Raw genomic sequence first — 16,997 nt, forward strand, 5'->3', positions numbered from 1 at the left:
CCCGCGTAGTCAAAATGGCCCCCGCTCACTCGCTGAGCGGCCGGATCCCTTGTAGCAGGTTAAAACAACTGTCTTTGGCGATTTGCAAGAACGCCCCAATGTAGGGACTCTCGGCATCATCGCTACGCACCGCTGCATATAGCCCCTGCCACAACTCCTGCTCGCCCAGCGGTTTAACCGCCACGTAGCCCTTGGCCTGATAGTCCACCAACGCCCAGTTGGGCAGCACTGCCACCCCGCGTCCACTGGCTACCAACTGCATCATGACCAATGTCATATCCACATGGCGGATCGCCTTAGGCTTAATCCCGGCTGGGCCTAAGAACAGCTGAAAGACATCCAGCCGCTCACTGTCTACAGGGTAAGAAATCAGCGTTTCGTTGGCTAAATCGGCCGGCTCAATCACCGGTTTATCGGCTAGAGAATGGTCCGGCGCTAACGCCAACATCGGCATATAGCTAAACAACGGCTGGTACTGGATGCCCTCGAGCTGATCGCAGGTTGAGGTAATCACCAGATCTAACTCGCCGGCCTGCAGCTCGGGTAGAGGCTCGAAGCTAAAGCCAGAGCTAAAGTCCAGCTCCACGTCGGGCCACAGCGCGCGGTATTGGTCGATGGCGGGCATCAACCAGTTGAAGCAACTGTGACACTCCAGCGCCAGATAAAGCCGCCCGGCCTCACCGCCCACCAGGCGGCGCAACTCAGCCTCAGTTTGCTGCACCTGTGCCAGTACTGAATCAGCCAACTCCAACACGCGTAACCCCGCCATGGTAAAGCGCAGCGGCTTGGTCTTACGGACAAACAGCTTTGCCCCGACACGACTTTCCAACTCTTTGATTTGATGAGATAAAGCAGATTGAGTCATGCACAGGCGCTGAGCCGCTTCGCTAAGCGAGCCCCCCTCGCGCAAGGCGCGCACACTATGTAGATGTTTAAGTTCGAGCATCCTGACTCAACCCCTTGTGACACTAGGCGCTCTAGCATATCGACCAAGCACCAAGAAAAAACGCTGCAAGCGCTTGTGCGGCTTGCATGAAATCCTAAAACAGCGCTTAATAGTGCAATAACTAAGGATCAAATAACAACATGCAACATATTGAAAAATCTCACAAGCTAGACAATGTCTGCTACGACATTCGGGGGCCGGTGCTCAAGCAAGCCCGCCGCCTCGAAGAAGAAGGCCACCGGGTACTCAAACTCAATATCGGCAACCCCGCCCCATTCGGCTTTGAAGCGCCGGATGAGATCTTGGTAGACGTAATCCATAACTTGCCAACCGCCCAAGGCTACTGCGACTCCAAGGGCCTGTTCTCCGCCCGCAAAGCGGTCATGCACCACTACCAGTTGCATGGCCTGCGCAGCGTAACGCTGGATGATATCTATTTGGGTAATGGCGTGAGCGAGCTGATCGTGATGGCGATGCAGGCACTGCTTAATAACGGCGACGAGATGCTGATCCCCTCACCAGATTATCCACTGTGGACCGCCGCAGCCACCCTGGCCGGCGGCAAGCCGGTTCACTACGTGTGTGATGAGCAAAGCGACTGGTTCCCGGATATTGAAGATATTCGCAGTAAGATCACCCCTAGAACCAAGGGCTTGGTGATCATCAACCCGAACAACCCCACCGGTTCAGTATATAGCCGAGAGATTTTGCTGGAGCTGGTTGAGCTGGCCCGTCAGCACAACCTGATTCTGTTTGCCGATGAGATCTACTCCAAGGTAATCTACGACGAGGCGCAGCACATCCCGCTATCGACGCTGTCGGATGACGTACTCACAGTTACCTTTAACGGCCTGTCCAAAGCCTACCGGGTATGTGGCTTCCGCTCCGGCTGGATGGTGGTATCAGGACCCAAGCATCGCGCCAGCGACTACATAGACGGCCTCGATATGCTGGCCTCAATGCGCCTGTGTGCCAACGTGCCAGTGCAGCATGCCATTCAAACCGCGCTAGGTGGCTATCAAAGCATCAACGAGCTGATCGTTCCCGGCGGTCGCCTCCACGAGCAGCGCCTTAAGGCTTGGCAGCTACTCAATGACATCCCCGGGGTGAGCTGCGTGAAGCCGCGTGGCGCGATGTACCTGTTCCCCAAGCTGGATGTGAAGAAATTCAATATCCAAGACGACCAGCAGTTTGCCCTCGATCTGCTGCAGCAAGAGAAGATCTTGGTGGTGCAAGGCACCGGCTTTAACTGGCACAAGCCCGATCACTTCCGTATTGTGTTCCTGCCACGCGAGCAGGAGTTGACCGACGCCATCACCCGAATTGGCACCTTCCTCGAAGGATATCGCCAAGGCAGTAACTAGCGGAGACATGCATGGAAGCACTGAGTGGACAACCCGGCGCAGCGCGCTACAGCGAAGAACAGCACAAACGCCATAGGGACCTACGTAGCCCCTGGCAACGCGACCGAGCGCGGGTCCTCCACTCAGCGGCCTTCCGCCGCTTGCAAAACAAGACTCAGGTATTGGGGGTCGGTGATAACGACTTTTACCGCACCCGCCTGACCCATTCTTTGGAAGTGGCACAGATTGGCACCGGCATCGTCTCCCAGCTGCGCGCCAGCCAACCCGACCAGCAGCCACTTCTGCCCAGCCAGAACCTAATCGAAGCACTGTGCCTGGCCCACGACATTGGCCACCCGCCGTTCGGCCACGGCGGCGAAGTCGCACTCAACTACATGATGCGCGAGCATGGCGGCTTTGAGGGCAATGCGCAAACCTTGCGTATTCTCACCAAGCTGGAGCCCTACACCCGCAACTTTGGCATGAACCTGTGTCGCCGCAGTTTACTGGGGGTCATGAAGTATCCCTGCCTTATCAGTGAGCTGGAGCGTGAGCCCAAGCCGAAGCCGGCCGTGAACTTCCGCCAGCTTAAAGTCGGTGAATGGAGCCCCGCCAAGGGCATCTACGATGATGACCTCGCCGTCTATCAATGGATACTCGCCCCTTTGTCAGAGTCTGATCGCGCGCTGTTTACCTCTCACGAGCTACGCCAAACCGGCCAGCACCGCCGTAGCCGATTCAAATCCTTAGATTGCTCAATCATGGAGCTGGCCGATGATATCGCCTACGGCGTACACGATTTAGAAGACGCGGTAGTGCTAGGGATCGTCCACCAAAGCGACTGGCAGTTAATGGTTGCCGAGCCGATGAGTAAGATTGAAGACTGTTGGCTGGCCGAAGAGATTGCCTCACTGGGGGAGCTACTGTTTAGTGACCATCACTATGAGCAAAAGGAAGCCATCGGCTGTCTGGTGAACGCCTTTATCACCGCCATCGGCCTGGAGCGACAAGGCTGCTTTGATGAGCCGCTACTCGACTGGCAAGCCCGCCTGGCCCCACCTATGGCACAAGCGCTGGATATCCTCAAGCGCTTTGTCCTGAACTACGTCATCCAAACCCCACAGATAGAGATTGTGCGCTTTAAAGGCCAACAGATTGTGATGGAGCTCTATCAGGCATTCGCCAGCGACCCCGAGCGGCTGCTGCCACTGAACACTCGCAGCCGTTGGAAAATCGCCGCCGAGAGCAACTGCCAATCACGCGTAATCAGTGACTACATCGCCGGTATGACCGACGACTACGCCCAGCGACTCTATCAGAAGATGTTCTAGGGCTTTTACTGCGCGTCGAATCAGCATGTGAAGTCCTGCACACTTCCCCGCTTAGTCTGCGATTTATTGTTAGGCTTTGATAAGTATCAAGTTGTAATCCGTAACGCCTTCTACAGTTAAAGTGTAACCGTTGCTTGTGAGGGACCTTCTATGATTACCGTTGCGGATATTATGACCAGTAATCCCCATACCGCCCGCCCCGACAGCTCACTCGCCGAGGCGAGGCAGTTGCTGCGTAGCCACGGTTTTCGTCACCTGCCGGTTACCGACGAGCAGGGTCAACTGCTCGGCATCGTCTCTGAGCGCAATCTACTCGCGGCTCAGGAATCGAGCCAGACTAAGATCTCCCATGAACAACGCACCGAGCAAGAGCTCAGTATCGACCTTCGTCAGCTGATGGTGGAGAAGGTCTACACTGTCTCTCCGCAAGCCTCAGTGGAAGACGCTGCTCGCTATCTGGAAGAGCATAAGATTGGCTGCCTGCCGGTACTTGAGGACCAACAGCTGGTGGGGATCATCACCGATACTGACTTTGTTGGCGTGGCTATCACCTTGCTGGAGTTGATGCGCGAACAAGAACCCCTCTAGCTAAATTGCGTAAACGCACACAATAGATCCTGTAATTATTGGATCAGCTGTTAGCTAAAAAAGCAGCGTAAAGCCGCTTTTTTCTCCACTCTCGTGTAAATTTATAACAATTAACGCTTGATATGTGACTGACATCACATTAGACTTACAGCCGTAGAATCAATGGTGACATTGCACTGTAACCGATTTTTCAGGGTTCGCTAATCGCCCTTGCTGTACTTGCCCTTTGTGACAGCATGTATTAGTCATTCCTTATGTCTTTTTAATCCAGCCGTTTTGGTTGGATTTTTTTTGCCTGAAATTTAACCCTGTCGATCGAGATTACAGCCTGTCATTGATGTCGGCGCTGTGCTAACGTCGCCCCATTCGCAGTAAGCCTAGTTTTCCACAGTACTATGTATCAGTTAATCCAGCAGATTATCCCACGCGGCGCTCAATTTATGCTGCTCTCTTCCTTAGGTTTCGCGCTGATGGCGGCCTGCGTCAAGCTACTTAGCAGCCAAGGCATCCCGGTGTTTGAGATCGTCGCCGCGCGTGCACTGGTATCACTGGTTCTCAGTTATGCCGATGTGCGGCGCAAACGTATCTCGGTGTTTGGTCACAACCACCTGCTACTGTTTGCCCGTGGTGCGGTCGGCACTTTAGCGTTGATCTGCGTGTATTACGCGGTAACCGTGCTGCCGCTGGCGGAAGCCACCATCTTGCAATACCTCCACCCGGTGTTTACCGCTTTGCTCGCGCTGCTGTTTCTTAAAGAACGGGTGCATCTCTCCACCCTGCTTTGCGTAGCGTTCTCGCTGGCAGGTTTGTATGTGATGGTGGGCCCATCGCTATCCAGTGATTACGTCAGCGAGCTCCCCCTACTTGGGGTTGGACTTGCGGTACTAGGCGCCTTTGGTAGCGCGGTGGCCTATGTGATTGTGCGCCAGTTAAGTAATCGAGAGGATGCCTCGGTGATTATCTTCTACTTTCCGCTGGTGGCCTTGCCGGTATCGCTACTACTGATGGGTAAAGACGCCACGCTGCCAACGCTGTCGCAGGTGGTACTGCTGATCATGGTAGGTATCTTCACCCAAATCGGGCAGATCGGTCTGACCAAGGCGATGCAAACCTTAACGGCCGCCAAGGCAACTGCCTTTGGCTACATCCAGATCGTGTTCTCGATTGTATTGGGCATTGTGTTGTTTGCCGAAGCGCCAGCCGCCAGCACCTATGCGGGCGGAGCGTTGATTGTTTTGGGGGCTATGGCTAACCTTTTTGGCAGCACACTTAGTACCAAGATGCGCGCGAGCAAACGCTAGCAGCGCTAAACCGAGTGCCAACCGGCAGAGCTATCCATTATGAACTACCTCGCCCACCTGCATATCGCCGCCCATACCCACACCTCCTTGGTGGGGGCGTTTATGGGAGATTTTGTGAAAGGCCGGGCCTGGCAGCAACTACCCACGGAACTCGCGCAGGGAGTCCGCTTACACCGCCATGTAGATAGCTGGATTGACCAGCGCTACCTCGACGCCCAACTGCCGCAGCTTTTTCCTGCATCGCTTAGGCGCTTTAGCACCATCGCACTCGATATCTACCTCGATTATCTGCTGTGCACCCACTGGCCACGTTTTCATCCTCAAGCGCTCAACGCCTTTATCGACGAAAGCTACGCGCAGCTAGCCAGCGCGACACTTGAAGGGCGAGCCCTATATGTGCGAGATGCCCTAGTGGAAGGTGATTGGCTCGGCTACTACCGGATCCAAGCCAATATGGAGTCGGTACTGCGCGGCGTCAGCAGTCGGATGCGCAGAGGCTTTGATGCCGCGGGTATGTACCAAGCTCTCGTCGACCAGCATACGCAGATTGAGAGTTTTTTCACCCATCACTACCCCCTGTTGCTGGAAGATTGTCGACAATATCTCGATGACGAGTAACACGACAAAGGCAGCCACTAGGGCTGCCTTTTCTTTACTCCGCTACGAGCCGATTAAGCTTATCAGAACTGCTCTTCTTCGGTGGAGCCGGTCAGCGCCGTCACTGAAGACTCGCCGCCTTGAATCACATTGGTGACTTGGTCGAAGTAGCCGGTGCCCACTTCTTGTTGGTGAGCCACAAAGGTGTAACCACGCTCTGCCGCGGCAAACTCCTTCTCTTGGACCATCTCAACATAGTGGCGCATGCCTTCGCCTTGGGCGTAGTTGTGCGCCAAGTCGAACATGTTGTACCACATGTTGTGAATACCGGCCAAGGTGATGAACTGGTACTTGTAGCCCATATCGCTCAATGCCTGCTGGAAGCGGGCGATGGTTTCATCATCAAGGTTTTTACGCCAGTTGAACGATGGCGAGCAGTTGTAGGCCAGCAGCTGATTCGGGAACTTAGCGTGAATGGCATCAGCGAATTTACGTGCCTCTTCCAAACACGGGGTGGCGGTTTCACACCAGATCAGGTCAGCATACTCTGCATAAGCCAGACCGCGGCTTATCGCTTGGTCAATGCCAGGTGTCACGCGGTAGAAGCCTTCCGAGGTGCGCTCGCCAGTGATGAACTCTGCGTCATAAGGGTCAACGTCAGAGGTCAACAAGTCAGCTGCGTTGGCGTCGGTACGGGCGATTACCAAGGTAGGCACATCGGCAACGTCAGCAGCGAAGCGGGCTGCAATCAGCTTTTGTACGGCTTCCTGAGTCGGTACTAGTACCTTACCGCCCATATGACCGCATTTTTTCACTGACGCGAGCTGATCTTCAAAGTGCACACCGGCGGCGCCCGCTTTAATCATCGACTTCATCAGCTCGAACGCGTTCAGCACCCCGCCAAACCCTGCTTCAGCATCAGCCACGATGGGTAGGTAGTAGTCAATGCCGCCATTGGCAGGTGACAGACCATTTGCCCACTGGATCTGATCAGCACGTTGGAAGGAGTTGTTGATACGCTCAACCACCTTCGGTACCGAGTCCACCGGGTAGAGGCTTTGATCAGGGTACATGCTTGACGCACTGTTGTTATCGGCGGCGACCTGCCAGCCTGAGAGGTAGATGGCTTCGATACCCGCTTTAGCTTGTTGCACTGCTTGACCGCCGGTCAGCGCGCCCAAACAGTTAACATAGCCCTTCTTCGCTTGGCCATTGACCAGCGACCAGAGTTTCTCCGCGCCACGACGAGCAACGGTGTTTTCGGGAACGACGGAGCCGCGCAGCTTAACGACTTCTTCAGCAGAATATGGACGTTTTACGCCTTTCCAACGTGGGTTCTCTGCCCAATCTTTTTCCAACTCAGCAATTTGTTGCTCTCTTGATACTGTCATGTTCCATCCCTCGTATTCTGGTGTGGCTTCGGTCAGCAAAACTCTGCTGTCCTAAGCCGCTTTAATTACCCACGGCGTTAACCGCAGCCTTGTAGAGTAAGTAGCGCGCCTTATGGCTGCGCTTGAAAGGCCAGCCGGGGTGGTCAGGGTACAGAGGAGAGACCATCCCCTTGGGCCATGTAGCCAGTGAACCGGCTCTTGCTTTGGTCAGCACCTGCTTTGAAATTATTTTGTAAGTGTAAGCAGGGGTACAAAAACCTTATTGCTATCTTAGCTGTTGTTTTTTTGTTCTTCCTTCTCAGGAAACCTTTAGAAAAATTCAAACGCTCGTTTTATGTTTTTCTTCAAGATGCTGTTTTTTATAACAGTCACAGCGAAATATGCAAAATATAAAATAGTATATTTACTCTACTAATTCGAAGTGATGGATAGGATCTCAGCTTCTTCCAAACTCATTCCGTAATTAATTTTCTGTAATTTATTTTCATTTTTTCTACAAAATTCCGCTGACTGGAAATCGACTTAACCTTAACGTTAATGTAACCAGCTCAGACTGAACGCCTGTAAATGCTCTGCGGGCGTATTTAACCCTCTGAATTGACGAGTAATATTTTCTTGCTGAGGAACTCCATTAAGTAAGAGCATGTGGCAGGAATGGCGAGATTAAATCTACAGTCGAATTAATCTGAGGATGACTTGTTAAATAACGGCAAAACTGGTCCGAGTTGGTTGGCCCTGCGCAACTTCACACTTTTTAAAATTGTCGCTCAGTAGTTGGCGCATTCACCGAACCGAGACGCACAACTAGCGTGACTTAACTCACAGCTTGCTTCCGGTTTGGGGCATCCCTTATCAGCAAAATGAATACGCTAGCTGGAAGAACTCACCGAATTAAGCAGCAAACAATAAGCAGTGTGGCGAGCAGTGAGGCCAAGAAGGTAGAAGGTAGAAGGTAGAAGGTAGAAGGTAGAAGGTAGAAGGTAGAAAGCCATAGCGAAAATCGAAGCGCGTAGTCAGCTCTTATCATAAGCAACAAAAAAGGAGGCCGAAGCCTCCCTATCATTTGCAGCAGCTTAGGGCTGTGCCCAGCCCTTACAGCAGCTCTTTGATCTCGTCGCGGCCGAGGTGGCGAACGTCTTTACCGCGAACAAAGTAAATCACATACTCTGCGATATTCTGACAGCGGTCACCCACTCGCTCCAAGTCGCGCGCTACCGAAATCGCGTCGAGGATCTGCGGGATGGAGCGCGGGTCTTCCATCATGTAGGTCATCTGCTCGCGAATAAAGCGCTCATACTCTTTGTCCACTTTCTTGTCGGCGCGGTGCACCTTAAATGCAAGATCTACGTCCATACGGGCAAAGGCATCCAGTACCTCTCGCAACATAGCGGTTGCACGCAGCCCCAAGTGCTCAAGGCTTGCCAGAGAGCTGTTATGCTTATCGTTCTGGCGCTGCACCATACGGGCAATCTTCTCAGCTGCATCACCGATACGCTCTAAGTCGGCGATGGTTTTGATAATCGCCATCACTACACGCAGATCGCTCGCCGCAGGTTGGCGCTTAGCGATGATGCGGGTGCACTCTTCGTCAATTTGCACCTCAAAGCCGTTCACCTTACCGTCAGTCTCGATAACCTTTTCGATAAGGTCGTGATCGGCCTTGCTGAGCAAGTGAATGGCATCTTTGAGCTGCTCTTCAACCAGGCCGCCCATCGCCATAATTTGATTACGCACGTGGTCCAGCTCAGCATTGAATTGACCAGAGATGTGCTTGGAAATATTTAACTTGTCCATGAATCTTCCTTAAGGCTTAACCGTAGCGGCCAGTAATATAGTCTTCAGTTTGCTTTTCCGACGGCGTCGTAAACAGGGTATTGGTGTCGGCGTACTCAATCAGGTTACCCATGTACATAAAGGCTGTTTGATCCGACACCCGCGCTGCCTGCTGCATGTTGTGGGTAACAATCACTACAGTATAACGGCTCTTGAGGTCGTTAATCAGCTCTTCAATAGTAAGGGTTGAGATCGGGTCCAGCGCCGACGTAGGCTCATCGAGCAATAGCACTTCTGGTTCGATGGCGATGGCGCGGGCAATTACCAAACGCTGCTGCTGACCGCCTGAGAGGCCAAAGGCATTCTCGTGCAAACGATCTTTTACCTCATCCCACAGCGCGGCACCGCGCAGTGAGCGCTCTACCGCTTCGTCAAGCACGCGGCGGTCTTTAATGCCTTGCAGACGCAGGCCGTACACCACGTTCTCGTAGATGGATTTCGGGAAGGGATTAGGGCGTTGGAACACCATGCCCACGTTGCGACGCAACGCCGCTACATCCACGCTCTTGTCATAGATATTTTGACCGTGTAGCTGGATCTCGCCGTCGATACGGCAGATATCCACCAGGTCGTTCATCCGGTTGATACAACGCAGCAAGGTCGACTTACCACAGCCCGAGGGACCAATAAATGCGGTTACCTGACCTTTTGGCACCTTCATCGAAACATCGAACAGCGCTTGTTTGCTGCCGTAGTACAGGTCGAGGTTTTTTACTTCCAGCGCGGTTTGCTCGGCACTTAAGTTGGCCAAATCCAGCACAGTCTCACGATTGTTATCAGTGTTCAGAGTAATCATGTTTTTTCCTTAAATTTGGCTAACTTATTGATCCAGAGTTTTGAACTTTTCACGCAGACGGTTTCGAATCGAAATCGCCGCCAGGTTCAAACCGATAATCACTGTGACCAATAAAAATGCAGTGGCGTACACCAGTGGTCGCGCTGCTTCAACGTTGGGGCTTTGGAAACCAACGTCGTAAATATGGAAGCCCAAGTGCATAAACTTACGCTCCAGGTGGAAATACGGGAAGTTTCCATCCAGTGGCAGAGTCGGTGCCAGTTTCACGACACCTACCAGCATCAGCGGCGCTACCTCACCAGCGGCGCGTGCCACAGCCAGGATCAGGCCGGTCATAATCGCCGGGCTGGCCATCGGGATAACGATTCGCCACAGGGTTTCAAACTTGGTGGCACCCAGTGCCAACGAGCCCTGACGCACCGCGCTTGGGATACGTGACAAGCCCTCTTCGGTAGAAACAATCACCACCGGTAGGGTCAGAATCGCCAGTGTCAATGCCGACCACAACACGCCGGGCGAGCCAAAGGTTGGCGATGGCAGGCTCTCGGGGTAGAACAGCGCATCGATGCTGCCACCGAGCATGTACACGAAGAAGCCCAAGCCGAACACACCGTAAACAATCGAGGGGACACCCGCGAGGTTGATCACCGCAATACGGATCATCCGGGTCGCTGCATTGTTGCCGGCATATTCGTGCAGGTAGATAGCGGCAACCACACCCAGCGGGGTCACGATAACTGCCATCAGCATCACCATAAACACAGTACCGAAGATCGCCGGGAATACCCCACCTTCGGTGTTGGCTTCGCGTGGGTCATCCACGATGAACTTACTGAGTTGGTGGAACCAATGTGCGATCTTCTGCCCTAAATGCATCTCGTTGGGGAAGAACACATCAACAACCTTGTCGAAGCCAATGGTCACTGACTCGCCGCGCATATCGCGGATAATCAGTTGGTCGCGACCGGCCTGACGACGCAGATCGAACAGCTCTTCTTCTAACACCAAGTAGTCGGCATGCAGCTGTTCGCGGCGCTCTTCTAACTCAGCAACGCGCACGTCAGTCAGGTTATCGTTCATCTCCCATTTGCGCTCGCGCAAACGCAGGCGCTCTAGCTGGTAGTTCACGCCACCAATATCGCGCTTAAGCAGTCGCTCTGATTGGTCGTACAGCCCGCGCGAGCGCGCTAGCAGCTCATACAGTTTGTCGTGTTCGGGATCAGCGGCCAGTGGGATGGTTTCGCCATCGCGCACCAAGGCCTCTACATAGCCGTAGAAGTTACCGTTGGTCAGGCGTTCTACCACCACAATGTTTTTCGGTTGAACGCTTTCAACGATGTCGGTTTCCAAGATCCAACGGAAATCCAGTGGCACAAACTCACGGTTCCCGGTCTTGAACAGGAAGCGCTCAACAAAATCGCCCTGCTCTTCGGGAATATCGATACCTTGTGCGGTTAAACGTTCGGTGGGAACCAGCTCGCGATCATAGCGCTCACCAATAATTGTTCCTCGCTCGCCAAACTGCTCAACGGTCAGCTCGTAGACTGGGCTGGGCCAGAAATAGACTAAGCCGCGAGAGGCGATCAACAATAGCAGGCCGATTACCGCCACCAAACTCATGCTCACTGCGCCTGCGGTCATCCAGATCCACGGCGCGCCTGATTTAAACCATTTGTTCATTGTTTATTCCGACCTCTTTACAGTGAGCTGTATTTTTCGCGTAGTCGCTGACGAACGAACTCAGCCACCGTATTGAATACAAAGGTGAAGACAAACAGCACAAACGCCGCCAAGAACAACACCCGGTAGTGCGAACTACCCACTTCAGATTCAGGCATCTCAACCGCAATGTTGGCCGAGAGTGTGCGCATACCCTGGAAGATACTCCAATCCATTACTGGGGTATTACCGGTGGCCATCAATACGATCATGGTTTCACCCACCGCACGACCAAGCCCCATCATGACCGCCGAGAAGATACCCGGGCTGGCTGTCAGCAGTACCACTTTAGTCAGGGTTTGCCATGGGGTTGCACCCAATGCCAGAGAGCCGTTACTCAGGTGCTTAGGCACTGAGAACACCGCATCTTCGGCAATCGAGTAGATGGTCGGAATCACCGCAAAGCCCATCGCCAAGCCCACCACCAAGGAGTTACGTTGGTCAAAGCTAATGCCTAGCTCGTTGGTGATGAACAGACGGGCATCGCCGCCAAACATCCACAGCTCCAGCGTTGGGCTGATAGCAAACGAGAACCAACCAAGGAACAGTACCACTGGGATCAGCAGCATCACGTCCCAGCCTTCTGGCACGCTTTGACGGATCGCCTTCGGCATCTTGCTCCAGCCATAGGCCGCGGCAATAAAGCCGGTAGGCAGCAATATCATAGTGGCGATAACGCCAGGCAGGTTGTCCTCAATCAGCGGCGCCAGCCACAGACCAGCCAAGAAGCCCAAAATAACCGTTGGCAGGGCTTCCATAATCTCTACCGTCGGCTTCACAATCTTACGCAGTGGCGCAGACATAAAGTACGCGGTGTAGACAGCACCTGCCAGGGCAATCGGTACGGCAAACAGCATCGCGTAGAAGGCGGCTTTTACGGTACCGAAGGATATGGGTACCAAGCTAAGTTTTGGCTCGAACTCATCGCTGGCGGAGGTGGATTGCCAAACAAACTGGGGCTCTGGGTAGCCTTCATACCAAACCTTTTGCCATAACGCGCTCCAAGTTACTTCAGGGTGCTCGTTACTTACCTTGTAGAACTCCAGTGAGTTACCGGTTTGAGCAATCAGACCATTGGCACGCGGCGAAAACGCCAAGGTGTAGGTATTGCCCTCATCAACCTTCTCTTTGAGCAAACGGCTGCCACCGGTGGTATGGAATAGCTCCATGTAGCCATCGTCGGTGGCAACGGCAAAGCCCTTACGGAAGTACTCAACCGCAATCTCGTTGACGCTGGATTCGGCATCGAACTCGCGGATCTGGGTGAACTGACGCTTGCCGTCTTTGGCCACTTCAAACCACTGGGTGATCTTGCCGTTATCGTTAGCCACAATCAGCGAGCTGGCACCGGTGAGCAGCGCCACATCGGTGACGTTGGCGTCTTGGTAGTTGATAGAATCCACCGACATCAGGCGGATACGGCCAATCGATGAGATATCGTAGGTCGACAAACGGTTGCCACTGCGCACAAACAAACGGCGCAGATCAGGTGTAATCAGCATCTGGTCGACAAAGGCAGGCAAGCCTGGGATCACCGCGTTGTCTGAGCTCCACTCAACCTCATCGGTGAACATGTTCACCTCACCTTCAAGGCGAGTCAGCAGCGCGCGGCCGTCGGTAGTAATCACCGCTACCGCCATCTCGCCCTCTCCGGCTTCAAAAGCCAGTTGGCGAATGCCTTTGCCCTCAGGGTCGACCATCACCCCTTCTTCACCAAACGGATACTCCACCGTGGGAGTGATTAGACGCTGGTCGTTGGGGTAGGTCACCTTAAACTTAGGCGCCATTACATAGACCCGACCGAAGCTATCCGCGTAGGCGGCCATGCCGCGGCTAGGCACCGTGCGGTCAGCAGCTGTCACCCGGATCGGCAGTTGGTGTGCGGGGAAGAAACGTTGCTCTTCGGTGAGATCGAAGAAACGCAGTTCACCACCCATATTAAAGCGGTAAGCGATTTCGTTTTGTTCTTCGACCCCGATCATCACGGTCGCATGATTGTCGACTAACGGTATAGATTGCTTATGCTTGACGCTGGCACCGTAAAACACCGGTGCAACCACCCAAAGCAAGTAGAAAAAGATAAGCAGAAGCGCGATAAGCACAAGTACGCCACCGGCACTAACGCCGTAGCGGGCTAACTTGTCCATAAGTAATCGCTGGCCGCTACTTTTAAATGACACTGATTGCGTCATAGGTCCCTCGAAATCTAAATTGTATCGCCGGAAGTATATGGCAGTTTTATGACAGTAATGTTTCAGATGGCTGCTTTCGCCGCAACTTTGGACTATTAAGTCACCCATCAATCTAAGCGAGCAAAAAAACCACTCAAATCAAGGATAATCTCTGGCGGTTTTCACAAATAAGTCATATTTGTTACTGTAAAATTAACCCTTTAGTGGAACGTCAAAAATCATCAAGTAACAACAGTTTAGACTGTTGTTACGTGGCATAATATGTCGTTGGTTAATAATGGCAAGGTTAGAAGCTCTGCATATCACTAAAGCATGACGCAGCATCAGACAAAGGAGTCACCATGAAACATCTCGTGTTAACTGTAATCGGCAAGGATCGCTGTGGCATCGTGGAACAGGTTGCCAGCTTGGTCAGTCAGCATCAAGGGAACTGGTCGGCGAGCAGCCTGCAGCGCCTGTCCGGCCAGTTCGCAGGCATGGTTGAAGTTGCCGTTCCAGCCGCCAAGGTCGACGCCCTACGCGAGCAACTTAGTCAACTCGCCGATCTGTATGTGCAAGTGGTCGAAGCCAGCGAAGAGGTCATCGCTGATGAAGGTAAGCCGTGCATCCTCAATATTACCGCCAACGACCGCGCTGGCATCATTCAAGAAGTGACTCAAGCATTGCTGTCGATGGGTATTAGCATCAACAAGATCCAATCGGGCGTTGCACCGGCCCCCAACTGGGGCGGCCAACTGTTCCACGCCACTCTCACCCTGCCCGAATTAGATGAGAACAGTATCGACCAACTCACTGAGCGCCTCGAAGCGCTGGCTGATGATTTGATGGTCGATTTTAGCTCGTCTCAGCAAGAAACTACCAGTTAAAGGAGAAATCATGAGTGACCCTTTGTACATTGAAAAAGAGCTCAGCTGGCTCGCTTTCAATGAACGTGTACTGCAAGAAGCGCAAGACACCAACGTGCCAATTATCGAGCGGGTGCGATTCCTGGGTATCTTCTCCAACAACCAAGATGAGTTTTACAAAGTCCGCGTCGCCGCGGTAAAACGCCGTATCCTGCTCAACGAGATGCACGAGCGCGACGATGGCTCGAACCTGCTCCTTGAGCAGATCCAAAGCAAACTAGCCGAGTTAGGTAAGGCCTTCGACGCCACCTATCAAGACATCATGCTGGCATTAGCACGCCGCAATATCTTCTTGATTAACGAAGACCAGCTTAGCGACAACCAGCAGAAATGGCTGAAGAAGTACTTTAAAGACAAGGTATTGCGCCATATCACCCCGATTGTTTTAAACAAGAAAACCGAGCTGGTTAAGTTTTTAAAAGACGAGTACACCTACCTAGCCGTTCAGGTACTCAAGGGCAGTAAAGAGCAGCATCTACTTATTGAGATCCCAACCGATGCCCTGCCCCGCTTTGTTCAGCTGCCCAGCGATGGCAGCAAAACCAAGAAGACGATGATCATCCTCGACAACATCATTCGCTTCTGCCTAGAGGACTTGCTGACCGGCTTTTATGAGTTTGATTCGGTGTCGGCCTACTCCATCAAGATGACCCGCGATGCCGAGTATGACCTCACCGACGAGGTTGACCAAGGCCTGCTGGAGAAGATGTCAGAAGGTTTGAAGCAACGCCTTACTGCCGAGCCGGTGCGCTTTGTTCATGACCGCGAAATGCCCGAGAGCATGGTCCGCAAACTCAGTAAGATGCTCAAAATGAGCAAGCTCGATCACGTGGTCGGTGGTGGTCGCTACCACAACTTCAAAGACTTTATTGGCTTCCCGAATGTAGGTCGTAAATATCTGGAAAACACAAAGATCCCAGCCTTAAACAGCCGCGATTTTGAGAGCTTCCAGACGGTGTTTGAGGCCATCAGCAACAAGGATATCCTGCTCTACTATCCGTACCACAAGTTCCGTTACCTGACAGAGTTTATCCGCCAAGCTTCGTTTGACCCGAAGGTCTCATCCATCAAAATCAACATCTACCGGGTTGCCAAGAACTCCCATTTGATGAACTCACTGATTGATGCCGCCAACAATGGTAAGCGTGTCACGGTAGTGGTTGAGCTACGCGCGCGCTTCGACGAAGATGCCAACATTACCTGGGCGCAGATCCTCCAAGAGGCCGGCGTAAAGGTTATCTTTGGCGTACCCTCCTTGAAGGTCCACTCCAAGCTGCTGCTGATCACCCGCAAAGAAGACGGAGAGACGGTCTACTACAGCCATGTGGGCACCGGCAACTTCCACGAGAAGACCTCGAAGATCTACACCGACTTCGCGCTGTTCACCAAAAATCAGGAGATCGGCCAAGAGGTGGAGAACGTGTTCCGCTTTATCGACCAGCCTTACCGCCGCTTTAAGTTCCAACACTTGATTGTTTCACCTAACGAAACCCGCCGCCGCATGTTCAGCCTAATTGACTACGAGATCAATCAAGCCAATGCCGGCAACAAGGCGGCCATCACCATCAAGGTCAACAACTTGGTGGATCGCGGCATCGTGAATCGCCTGTATGCGGCCAGCAAGGCCGGAGTGAAGATCAAGATGATAATCCGCGGTATGTGCTCACTGGTACCTGGGCTTGCTGGTATCAGTGACAATATTGAGGTGATCTCTGTGGTCGATCGCTTCTTGGAGCACCCGCGGGTTTTCCACTTCCATCATGGCGGTGAGAATCAGGTGTTTATCGCCTCCTTCGATCTGATGACCCGTAACATCGAGGAGCGGGTTGAAGTGGGCACACCGATCTACGATGAGGACCTAAAACAGGTGATTATCGACCTGTTGAATCTGCAGTTCTCCGATACCACCAAGGCCCGTATCATCGATGCCGAGCAGTCCAACAGATACGTTAAACGCGGCAATCGTCGTAAGATCCGCTCTCAGGTTTGGACCCACGACTACCTCAAGTCGCTGGAAGCGAAACCTTTGACTAAAGCTCAAGACTAAGCGAAAGT

The 16,997-nt window shown here is 53.0% G+C and carries 13 protein-coding genes; 7 read left to right on the forward strand and 6 right to left on the reverse strand.

Going from position 1 to position 16,997, the window contains the following annotated elements:
• Positions 1-25: 25 nt before the first annotated feature.
• Positions 26-946 carry a LysR family transcriptional regulator gene (locus G461_RS0116605; protein WP_026972681.1) on the reverse strand — a complete coding sequence of 307 codons (921 nt, stop codon included), beginning with the start codon at positions 944-946 and terminating at the stop codon, positions 26-28.
• A gap of 140 nt (positions 947-1,086) precedes the next feature.
• On the opposite strand from G461_RS0116605, the gene G461_RS0116610 reads away from it, so the two are divergent.
• The 5 genes from G461_RS0116610 to G461_RS24530 all read left to right on the forward strand — a co-directional run bounded on the left by G461_RS0116610 (position 1,087) and on the right by G461_RS24530 (position 6,127).
• Complete coding sequence (locus tag G461_RS0116610; RefSeq protein WP_026972682.1) at positions 1,087-2,310, forward strand: pyridoxal phosphate-dependent aminotransferase; 1,224 nt, start codon at positions 1,087-1,089, stop codon at positions 2,308-2,310.
• 11 nt (positions 2,311-2,321) lie between these two features.
• Positions 2,322-3,620, forward strand: a complete 1,299-nt coding sequence (locus G461_RS0116615) for an anti-phage deoxyguanosine triphosphatase (RefSeq protein ID WP_026972683.1) — start codon at positions 2,322-2,324, stop codon at positions 3,618-3,620.
• Positions 3,621-3,770: 150 nt separating this feature from the next.
• Positions 3,771-4,208 (forward strand): CBS domain-containing protein, encoded by a 438-nt coding sequence (locus tag G461_RS0116620; RefSeq protein WP_026972684.1) that lies wholly within the window; start codon positions 3,771-3,773, stop codon positions 4,206-4,208.
• 395 nt (positions 4,209-4,603) lie between these two features.
• Entirely contained in the window at positions 4,604-5,509 is a 906-nt protein-coding gene (locus G461_RS0116625) for a DMT family transporter (protein WP_026958113.1), read from the forward strand.
• Positions 5,510-5,548: 39 nt separating this feature from the next.
• Complete coding sequence (locus tag G461_RS24530; RefSeq protein ID WP_051333628.1) at positions 5,549-6,127, forward strand: acyl carrier protein phosphodiesterase; 579 nt, start codon at positions 5,549-5,551, stop codon at positions 6,125-6,127.
• 62 nt (positions 6,128-6,189) lie between these two features.
• Here the strand turns inward: G461_RS24530 and aceA are convergent, their stop codons facing one another.
• The 5 genes from aceA to G461_RS0116660 all read right to left on the reverse strand — a co-directional run bounded on the left by aceA (position 6,190) and on the right by G461_RS0116660 (position 13,992).
• Positions 6,190-7,497 (reverse strand): isocitrate lyase, encoded by a 1,308-nt coding sequence (gene aceA, locus G461_RS0116635; protein ID WP_026972685.1) that lies wholly within the window; start codon positions 7,495-7,497, stop codon positions 6,190-6,192.
• 1,092 nt (positions 7,498-8,589) lie between these two features.
• The gene (gene phoU, locus G461_RS0116645; RefSeq protein ID WP_026972686.1) at positions 8,590-9,291 is read right to left on the reverse strand and encodes a phosphate signaling complex protein PhoU; all 702 of its coding nucleotides are present in this window, start codon (positions 9,289-9,291) and stop codon (positions 8,590-8,592) included.
• A gap of 16 nt (positions 9,292-9,307) precedes the next feature.
• On the reverse strand, positions 9,308-10,126 hold the full coding sequence (gene pstB / locus G461_RS0116650; protein ID WP_026972687.1) for a phosphate ABC transporter ATP-binding protein PstB: 819 nt from the start codon (positions 10,124-10,126) through the stop codon (positions 9,308-9,310).
• A gap of 24 nt (positions 10,127-10,150) precedes the next feature.
• Positions 10,151-11,806, reverse strand: a complete 1,656-nt coding sequence (pstA, locus tag G461_RS0116655; protein ID WP_026972688.1) for a phosphate ABC transporter permease PstA — start codon at positions 11,804-11,806, stop codon at positions 10,151-10,153.
• 17 nt (positions 11,807-11,823) lie between these two features.
• Entirely contained in the window at positions 11,824-13,992 is a 2,169-nt protein-coding gene (locus G461_RS0116660) for an ABC transporter permease subunit (protein WP_425393851.1), read from the reverse strand.
• A gap of 386 nt (positions 13,993-14,378) precedes the next feature.
• On the opposite strand from G461_RS0116660, the gene G461_RS0116665 reads away from it, so the two are divergent.
• Together G461_RS0116665 and ppk1 are read left to right on the forward strand one after the other, a co-directional pair.
• Complete coding sequence (locus G461_RS0116665; protein WP_026972690.1) at positions 14,379-14,903, forward strand: glycine cleavage system transcriptional repressor; 525 nt, start codon at positions 14,379-14,381, stop codon at positions 14,901-14,903.
• 10 nt (positions 14,904-14,913) lie between these two features.
• Positions 14,914-16,989, forward strand: coding sequence for a polyphosphate kinase 1 (ppk1, locus tag G461_RS0116670; protein WP_211236290.1), 2,076 nt, complete (start codon positions 14,914-14,916; stop codon positions 16,987-16,989).
• Positions 16,990-16,997: the final 8 nt, after the last annotated feature.

This window comes from Aliagarivorans marinus DSM 23064 (assembly GCF_000429485.1).
GTDB classification, from domain to species: Bacteria; Pseudomonadota; Gammaproteobacteria; order Enterobacterales; family Celerinatantimonadaceae; genus Aliagarivorans; species Aliagarivorans marinus.